We start from the raw sequence: 7,587 nt of genomic DNA on the forward strand, positions 1-7,587 counted from the left end.
TGGTGGCGCTTGCTCGGGTGAGTTCGGCGCCGACGGTGATGGCAGTCCTCATGGCTGCGCTCCCGGTGGATATGCCGGACGCGCCGGCGCCTGGCCTCAGCCCAGCCAGTGCAGCAGGGCCGAGTAAAGCCGTTCGGGCACGACCGGTTTGGGCAGGAAATCGTTCATCCCGGCGTCAAGGCAGTTGGCCTTGTCCTCGCTGAAGACGTTGGCCGTCATGGCGAGGATGGGGACGGTCTGGCGTTCCGGGAGGAGGCGGATGGCACGGGTGGCGGAGAGACCGTCCATCTTGGGCATCTGCATGTCCATCAGGATCAGGTCGTAGGCCTTGGCTGCGGCCTTGGCGACGGCCTGCTGGCCGTTGTCGGCGGTATCGACTTCCAGCCCGACGGTGACGAGGAGCTCCTCCGCCACCATCTGGCTGATCGGCTCATCTTCGACGAGCAGCACCGACTTGCCCTGGGCGATCGCCATGAGGGCGGCCTCGGCCTGGTGAAGCGACGGCAGGTCGTGGTCTTCTGCGTGCTTCGCGCCCTTGTCGAGCAGGGCCGTGAACCAGAAGGTGCTGCCTTCGCCCGGCGCGCTGCTGACGCCCACGGTGCCGCCCATCAGTTCGGCCAGCCGCTTGGTGATCGCCAGCCCGAGGCCGGTGCCGCCGTATTCTCGGGTGGTGGAGCTGTCGGCCTGCTCGAAGGATTCGAAGATCTTGTCGAGGGCCTCGGCGGGGATGCCGATGCCGGTGTCGCGCACCTCGAAGCGCATGCGCACCTGCGCGCCCTCGTCGGCTTCGATCTTCACCCCGATGGTGACGCTGCCCCGCTGGGTGAACTTGATGGCGTTGCCCACGTAGTTGAGCAGGGCCTGCTGGATGCGGGTCTCGTCGCCGACGACGCCCGGCAGGTCGGCCGGGGCGTCGATGCACAGCTGGAGGCCCTTGTCAGTGGCGCGGTCGTGCATGATCGACGCCACGTTGGCGAGCAGTGTCGGGATCCGGATGTGCTCGGCGCAGAGGGTGAGCTTGCCGGCCTCGATCTTGGAGAGGTCGAGGATGGCGTTGATGATCTCCAGCAGGTGGCTGCTGGCGGCCTCGATCTTGGTGAGCCGGTCGGCCTGCTCGGGGGTGACGCCGGTGCGGTGCATCAGGAAGGCCATGCCGGTGATGGCGTTGAGCGGGGTGCGGATCTCGTGGCTCATGTTGGCGAGGAAGGTGCTCTTCGCCACGTTGGCCGATTCGGCGGCGTTGCGGGCGACTTCGAGCTGCTCGGTGCGCTCCTGGACGAGCTCCTCCAGGTGGGTGCGGTGCAGCTCCAGCTCGTGTTCGAGGGCCTTGGTGGCGGTCACGTCGGTCACGAAGCCGTACCAGACGATCCGGTCGTCCTCGCCCAGTTCGGGCATGGCGTCCACGTGCAGCCACTTGATCTGCCCGTCGGGGTGGCGAATGCGGTAGTCCACGAGCCAGCGTTCCATGCTGGTGGCCGACTGCTGGAGCGAGCTGAAGAAGCGCTCGCGGTCTTCGGGGACGAGGAGCGCCCGGATGCTGGTGGCGTCGGATTCCACCACTTCGGGGCTGACCCCGTAGATCTCGCGCACCGCGTCGCTGGCAAAGGGGAAGGCGCCGGTGCCATTGGGGTGCTGGTAGTACTGAAAGACCATGCCGGGGACGTGGGCGAGGATCTTGCGCACCTGCTCGGTGGCGGCCACCTTGGCGAGCAGGGCTTCCTGGTCGACGATGGACTGGAGCAGCCCGTTGAAGGCGTTGGCCAGCTTGCCGATCTCGTCGTCCCGCCCGACCGGGAGAGGCTGGCGCGGACGCGTGCCCTGGCGCATCTCGTCGAGCAGCACGGCGGAGCGTTCCAGCGGCTGCAGCTGCCGGCGCACCCACCAGCCGGCGATCAGGCTGGCCAGCAGGGTCAGCGCCACCGCCGAGAAGAGCAGCCGCTGCTGCATCTGCCGGACGACCAGGAAGGCCTCCTGGGTGGGCAGGACCGACTGCATCAGCCAGCCGGTGTTGCCGATCCTGACCGACGACGACAGTTCCTCCACCCCCCGTGAGCTGACCGCGACACCCGAGCCCTCGTGCCCGCCGAGATAGTGGTCGTACACCGGATTGACCCCGGGCGCGGGGCCGGTCTGCATCACCCGGCGCTTGTCGGACGAGGCGATGAAGGTGCGTGATCGGGCGTCGGTGACCAGGAAGTCGCCGGTGTGGCCATACTTGGCGGTGCTGATCTGATCCAGGAAGTTCGGTTCGCTGAGGTTGGTGACGCCCATCACCGCACCCAGGTAGCGCCCGTCCGGCGCCCGGATCGGCAGGGCGAGGGTGATGACCGGGACGCCGGTGCGTTTGCCCACGCGTGGCTGGCTGATGACGACCGTGTCGGAGCCTCGCACCTCGGGCAGAAACGGCAGGTCGCCATAATCGGTGCCGGTGCGGTTGAGGGAGGACGGCACGCTGGCCAGGGCGAGGCCGTTCGCATCCACAACGATGACCCCCCAGTTGAACAGCGGATCGAGCCCGGCCTGGGATTCGAGCAGTGCCTGGGGGCTGGCGCGGCGCAGGTCGCCGTGGCGGCCCAGGTGCCGGGCGAGGCCGTCCAGGATGGCGCTGCGCTCATTCACCGAGCGGTGGATTTCGGAGGCGATGAGGGAGACCGTCGAGTACTGCTGGGCCGAGATGGCCGATTCCATGTCTGCGCGCAGATACTTGCCGATCACGAACATCACGATCCAGATCGACGCGACGGAAACGCAGAGCGATCCGGCGACCAGCCTTGTTCTCAACGACTGCCATGAAAGGCCGGTCATCAGGTGTTCTCCAACGATTTCTTTATTGTGATTGCCGGTGCGGGGCTGCCATTGGCCCGATCGTGGTCGGGAGGGGCGGTGGGGGCACCGGTGCCGTGCGTGCGGCGTGCGCTTTTGCGGCGGCCATGACTGCAACGCCTCGCGGTGGGCTCGATGTAGCGATTACGGTCGCGGACGATGAAAGGTTTAGGCCCCCGTCGCACGCGGGGGTGGGCGGGCTCAGCGCTGGGCTCTGAACTGCGCGGCAAATGCCTGCGCATCGGGCAGGAATGCGAAGAAGTCGGCTTCGAGCCCGGCAAACGCGTGCAGGAGTTCGGCGCCAGCCCCCGCCAGCGGGTTGGGCTGACGCAGCCGGAAGCGCGCCATCCGGTCCAGGGCGAGGGCGACGCTGCCGGCGTCCCGGTAGCTGGCCAGCCAGTCGTGGGCGGCCATGCGTTCGAAGGCCGGCATGAAGCCGGCGGGCAGGGGGGCGGGGTGGGCGGCGATCAGCCGGTAGGTTTCGGCAGTGAAGTCGGTGAGGGGGCGGGGGCTGAAATGCTGCCAGTGCAGCGCCAGGAAGTGATCGTAGAACATATCGACCATCACCCCGCTCACCCGCCGCCGGGCGTCGCTGATCCGGGCCCGGCTGCGACGGAAGGCCGGGTGGCTGTCGGCGAAGCTGTCGATGCGCCGATGCAGCGCGACGCCTGCTGCGAGGGCCTCATCCAGCCCGGCTGGCAGCGGCCCCTTGACGAAGTCGCCGATCACCCCGCCGATGCGGTCGGTGGCGAGCGGCCCGGCGAGAAAGGCGTGGGCGAGGTAGTTCATGGGCGTGGCGCGGGGAGTCGACGGGGCGCGGACGGTTGGCCGCGGTAGTCATTTTGCGCCGTTGGGGCGGGCGTCGGGCAGGGTTTCGAGGGCCGGGCCGCCGACGATGCTGCGCGCCGGGTCAGGCCCGCAGGTAGTGGGTTTCCTTGAGCTCTTCCATCACCACGTAGCTGCGCTGCATCACCACGCCGGGCAGGTAGCTGTGCAGGGTGCACAGCAGGTCGTGGTAATCCTCCAGGGCGCCCAGGCGGGCCTTGATGAGGTAGTCGAAATCGCCGGTGACCAGATGGCATTCGGTGATCTCGTCGAGCTTTTCGAGGGACTGGCGGATCTCGTCGAGCACCTTGGGCGACTTGTTGGACACCCGGATCTCGATGAACACCAGCACCCGCAGGCCGAGGGCGAGCGGGTTCACGCGGGCGTGGTAGCCGGAGATGATGCCTTCGCGCTCCAGGCGGCGGACGCGTTCGGTGCAGGGTGTGGCGGACAGGCCGACCTGGGCGGCCAGATCGGTCATGGTGACGCGGCCGTCCTGTTGCAGGGCATGGAGGATCTTGCGGTCGATGGGGTCGAGGGGGCGCATGGGCTTGGCGTGCTCTCTGGGCGGGTGAAGGCGGGGCACGGGCGTGCCCCGCCAGTGGTGGGGATCAGCGACGCTTGCCGGCAGGGGCGTCGGCGGGCGGCGGGCCAGCGCGGCGGGGGCCGTCGGCTTCGAACTGGGCCTTCAGCTCGTCGGCCTTCTTGCGCTGTTCGGGGGTGAGCAGCTGATAGATCTGATTGGCGCCGGCGGCGCGCATCTGCGTCATGGCGGCCATGGCCTGGGCTTCGGTGTCGGCCAGGGCCTTGACCTTGGCTTCGTCGTAATTGCCCGAGAAGGTGAGGGCGCGCAGGTCGGTGCGGGCCTTGCGGGCTTCCTTGGCCTTTTCGCGCATCGCCGGGGCCTGCTCGTGCATGATCTTGAAGATCTGGTCGCGCTGGGCTTCGGTCAGCTTGAGTTCGCGGACGAACGGGGGCATGTGCATGCCGCCTTCGAAATGATCCATCCCGCCGCGCATGCCAAAGCGCGGGCCGTGGCCATCGCAGTGGGGGCCGCCGTCCATGGCCTGGGCGGCGAAGGGGAGGGCGGCGGCGGTGGCGGTGGCCAGGGCTAGGGGGGGCAGGATCTTCTTGCGGAGGTTCATGGCGTTTCCTTGGATGGGTTCGGTTGTCGGATCAGGCCGGCGTCAATGCCCGCCTGATGGGATGAAATTTCGCATTTGCCGGTGTTAATGGCGGTTGTCGCTGGGTAAATGCGGGTAAAGGGAAAGTTCGGGTTTGTTACCCCGCGTGCGCCCGTCACCGCGGCCGTCGGCCTTGTCCTCGCGCTCGCGGGCGCGCAGGGCCTGCAGGCGGGCTTCGACGATCTGCACGTCGGGGCCGTCGTCGCGGGTGCTCTTGAGGGCCAGCTGGAACTGCTCCATCGCCGCCTTGGTGCTGCCCGACAGGGCGTAGAACTCGCCCTGGTGCCGGTGGGATTTGAGCGGGCTGCCCAGCGCGGCCCAGGCCTCGGCGGCCTGCTGGTGCAGTGTGGCGTCGCTGGGGCGGAGGAGGAGCCGGGCGTCGATGAAGGCGGCGGCGGTCTTGAAATCACCGCTCTTGATGAGCAGGGCGGGGTAGTCGTACACCAGCTGCAGGTGATCCGGATAGCGCTTGAGGGCGGCTTCGTAGCGCGCCCGGGCGGCGTCGCTGCGGCCCGACTGGCTGAGGATCTGCCCGGCCAGGGCTTCGAGCATGGGGTGGCGGAAGCCGTCGCGGGTGAGGCCGTCGACGGTGGCTTCGGCAGCGGCGAAGTGGCTGGCCCGCAGCTGGGCCGCGGCGAGGCCATAGCGGGCCGCGATGCGATCCCGGTAGCGGCCTTCGGCGAGCTCGGCGGCAAGGCGCTGCTCGGCGTCGCGGGGCTGGCCTTCGTAGCTGCGCACCAGGGCGCGGGCGAGGTGGTAGTCCTGGCTGTCGGGCACCTGCCGGTAGGGCTGGGTGAAAGCGCGATCCTCGGCCTCGGCGACCCGCTGGGCGGTGAGCGGGTGAGTGCGCAGCCAGGCAGGCGTGGTGCCGGCATCCACCAGCCGGGTGCTCTGCTGGAGGCGCTCGAAGAAGGCGGCCATCGCCCGCGGGTCGAAGCCGGCGCGCACCAGCAGCTGAAAGCCGATCCGGTCGGCCTCCTGCTCGTGCTCGCGGGTGTAGTTGATCATGCTCTGCTGCTGGGCCGCGGTGGCGCCGGTGGCGGCGGCCATGGCGGCCTGCCCGTTGCCGGTGCCGGCGGCGAGGATGGCGGCGACCATCGCGGCCATCGACAGCATCTGGGTGCCCGACTGGGCGGCGATCTGCCGGGCGATGTGGTGCTGGCTGACGTGGCTGATCTCGTGGGCGAGCACCGAGGCCAGCTCGCTCTCGCTCTGGGTGGCGGCAATGAGCCCGCTGTTCACGCCGATGTAGCCGCCGGGCAGCGCGAAGGCGTTGAGTTCGTTGGAATCGACCGCGAAGAAGCTGAAATGCTGGCCGGCCAGATCGGGGTCGGAGGCCACCAGCCGGTGGCCAAGGGCGTCGAGGTAGGCGTTGATCTCCGGATCGTTCAGCATGGCGCCGGAGGCCCGCAGGCTGGTCATGGTCTGCTCGCCCAGGGCTTTTTCGCTCTGGCGGGAGAGGGCGGTCTCGGCCGAATCGCCCAGATCGGGCAGGCTGATGGCCTGGCTGCCGCTGCTCCAGGCAAGGGCGGTGGCAAGGGCGATCAGGCGGAGGCGTCGGGGCATGGTTTGGGCGCTGGGCTCGAAGACAGGTGAAATCTTCGGGCAGGGCGCTGTTAAGCCCGGTTCGCAACATGTAAAGGCATGTAAAGGCGGGTAAAAGCCCGGCCGTGAAATTTCGTGGCGGCCCGCCGGCCCGTATCATCTGCGGCAGGTTTTCCAGAAAGCAGGTGCGGGATGAGCAAGGTGTTGCTGGTGGATGACGACGTGGAGCTGTCGTCGATGTTGCGGGAGTACATCGAGCAGGAAGGCTTCGAGGCCGACGTGGCCCACGACGGTGAGGCTGGCGTGGCAGGCGCCCTGACCGGCGACTACGCCATCGTGGTGCTCGACGTGATGATGCCGCGCCTGGGCGGGATCGAAGCCCTGCGGCGCATCCGCGCCCACAGCCAGGTGCCGGTGATCATGCTCACCGCCAAGGGCGACGACGTGGACCGCATCGTCGGGCTGGAGCTCGGCGCCGACGACTACGTGCCCAAGCCCTGCACCCCGCGCGAGCTGGTGGCGCGCCTGCGGGCGATCCTGCGGCGCACCCAGGACGTCGCCCCGGCCGATGCCGCCGGCGGGCCGCTGGTGGCCGGCGCCCTGCAGATGTGGCCGCAGATGCGCCGCGCCCAGTGGCGGGGCGAGCCGCTGGAGCTCACCAGCACTGAATTCAATCTCCTCGAACTGCTGGCCCGCAGCGCTGGCCGTGTCGTGACCAAGGCCGAGCTGTCCGAGCAGGGGCTCGGGCGGCCGCTGGCGCGCTTCGACCGCAGCATCGACGTGCACCTGTCGAGCATCCGCCACAAGCTGGGCCCGCGGCCCGACGGGCGCTCGTGGATCGAGACCGTGCGCGGGCTGGGCTACCAGCTGATCCGCGAGTGAAGGGCGCAGCGTGAGATTCGGTCGGCTCTTCTGGAAGTTCTTCTTCGCGTTCTGGGTGGCGCTGCTGCTGGCGGGCGTTGGCGTGGGCAGCGCGGTTTGGTGGCACCAGCAGAAGGAGCGTGAGCGCATCGAGGCCGAGCGCGACCCGCTGCTGAACGGCGGCCCGCGGGTGACGCTGGCGCTGTCGGCGGCAGCCTCGGTGCTGGCGCACGGCGGCCTGCCGGCCCTGCGCGATCTCGTCGCCGAATGGCGCGGCGAGCGCATGCCGCGGATTTTCGTGGTGGATGAAGCCGCGCGTGAAGTCTTCGGGCGTGAGGTGGGCACCGAT

The 7,587-nt window shown here is 69.0% G+C and carries 7 protein-coding genes; 2 read left to right on the top strand and 5 right to left on the bottom strand.

The features are described 5' to 3' along the window. Positions 1 to 96 precede the first annotated feature (96 nt). From QQK25_RS17930 to QQK25_RS17950, 5 genes are all read right to left on the bottom strand, one after another. On the bottom strand, positions 97 to 2,805 hold the full coding sequence (locus tag QQK25_RS17930; protein WP_284189160.1) for an ATP-binding protein: 2,709 nt from the start codon (positions 2,803 to 2,805) through the stop codon (positions 97 to 99). 219 nt (positions 2,806 to 3,024) lie between these two features. Continuing rightward, positions 3,025 to 3,612 carry an acyl carrier protein phosphodiesterase gene (locus QQK25_RS17935; protein ID WP_284189161.1) on the bottom strand — a complete coding sequence of 196 codons (588 nt, stop codon included), beginning with the start codon at positions 3,610 to 3,612 and terminating at the stop codon, positions 3,025 to 3,027. Between the two features lie 121 nt (positions 3,613 to 3,733). Further along, positions 3,734 to 4,234 (bottom strand): Lrp/AsnC ligand binding domain-containing protein, encoded by a 501-nt coding sequence (locus tag QQK25_RS17940; protein WP_306664095.1) that lies wholly within the window; start codon positions 4,232 to 4,234, stop codon positions 3,734 to 3,736. Positions 4,235 to 4,259: 25 nt separating this feature from the next. Further along, the gene (locus tag QQK25_RS17945; RefSeq protein ID WP_284189162.1) at positions 4,260 to 4,793 is read right to left on the bottom strand and encodes a Spy/CpxP family protein refolding chaperone; all 534 of its coding nucleotides are present in this window, start codon (positions 4,791 to 4,793) and stop codon (positions 4,260 to 4,262) included. Positions 4,794 to 4,877: 84 nt separating this feature from the next. After that, positions 4,878 to 6,398, bottom strand: coding sequence for a M48 family metalloprotease (locus QQK25_RS17950; RefSeq protein ID WP_284189163.1), 1,521 nt, complete (start codon positions 6,396 to 6,398; stop codon positions 4,878 to 4,880). A gap of 171 nt (positions 6,399 to 6,569) precedes the next feature. On the opposite strand from QQK25_RS17950, the gene QQK25_RS17955 reads away from it, so the two are divergent. Together QQK25_RS17955 and QQK25_RS17960 are read left to right on the top strand one after the other, a co-directional pair. Then, positions 6,570 to 7,259, top strand: coding sequence for a response regulator (locus QQK25_RS17955; RefSeq protein WP_284189164.1), 690 nt, complete (start codon positions 6,570 to 6,572; stop codon positions 7,257 to 7,259). Between the two features lie 10 nt (positions 7,260 to 7,269). Beyond that, positions 7,270 to 7,587, top strand: a 318-nt coding sequence (locus QQK25_RS17960) for a hypothetical protein (RefSeq protein WP_368736559.1), incomplete at its 3' end; no start/stop codon positions are given.

Origin of the sequence: Zoogloea oryzae (genome assembly GCF_030161255.1) — a bacterium.
Classification (GTDB): Bacteria; Pseudomonadota; Gammaproteobacteria; order Burkholderiales; family Rhodocyclaceae; genus Zoogloea; species Zoogloea oryzae.

What these genes read in the sequence shown, in the direction of transcription:
- QQK25_RS17950 (WP_284189163.1), bottom strand. Translation starts at nt 6,398, where the DNA reads ATGCCCCGACGCCTCCGCCTGATCGCCCTTGCCACCGCCCTTGCCTGG.
- QQK25_RS17945 (WP_284189162.1), bottom strand. Translation starts at nt 4,793, where the DNA reads ATGAACCTCCGCAAGAAGATCCTGCCCCCCCTAGCCCTGGCCACCGCC.
- QQK25_RS17955 (WP_284189164.1), top strand. Translation starts at nt 6,570, where the DNA reads ATGAGCAAGGTGTTGCTGGTGGATGACGACGTGGAGCTGTCGTCGATG.
- QQK25_RS17930 (WP_284189160.1), bottom strand. Translation starts at nt 2,805, where the DNA reads ATGACCGGCCTTTCATGGCAGTCGTTGAGAACAAGGCTGGTCGCCGGA.
- QQK25_RS17935 (WP_284189161.1), bottom strand. Translation starts at nt 3,612, where the DNA reads ATGAACTACCTCGCCCACGCCTTTCTCGCCGGGCCGCTCGCCACCGAC.